Consider the following 353-nt stretch of genomic DNA (forward strand, 5'->3'; position numbering starts at 1 on the left):
CGCAGGTCGGCCTCGAGGGTCGCCCGCACCGCGTCGTGCGGGTGCAGCCCTTCGGGCGTGGCCTCGATGTAGGGCAGCTGGCGCAGCCAGGAGAACACCTTGTCGGTGTCCTGGTCACCCAGCACTGCGCGCAGCAGGGGCTCGCGGGTGACGTAGGCCTGTGCGACGACCTCGAGGGCGCGCCGGTGGACGGCGCCGGGCAGGTCGCCGACCAGCCGCTCGACCAGGGTCCTCAGGACGTCGCCGGTCGGCTCCCACGGTGCGCCGGGTGCCGCGGCGGGCACGGAGGCGGCCAGCGAGAGGGCGAGCGGGCTGCCTCCGGCGAAGGCGACGAAGGCGCCGCGCTGCTCGGC

Annotated in this window: 1 pseudogene; it reads right to left on the reverse strand. The window is 76.2% G+C overall.

Annotated features, from left to right (window positions below):
• Nucleotides 1-353, reverse strand: a pseudogene (locus OP79_RS49255) (ATP-binding protein); the annotation flags it as partial.

Origin of the sequence: Streptomyces yerevanensis (genome assembly GCF_000716805.1) — a bacterium.
GTDB classification, from domain to species: Bacteria; Actinomycetota; Actinomycetes; order Streptomycetales; family Streptomycetaceae; genus Streptomyces; species Streptomyces flaveus.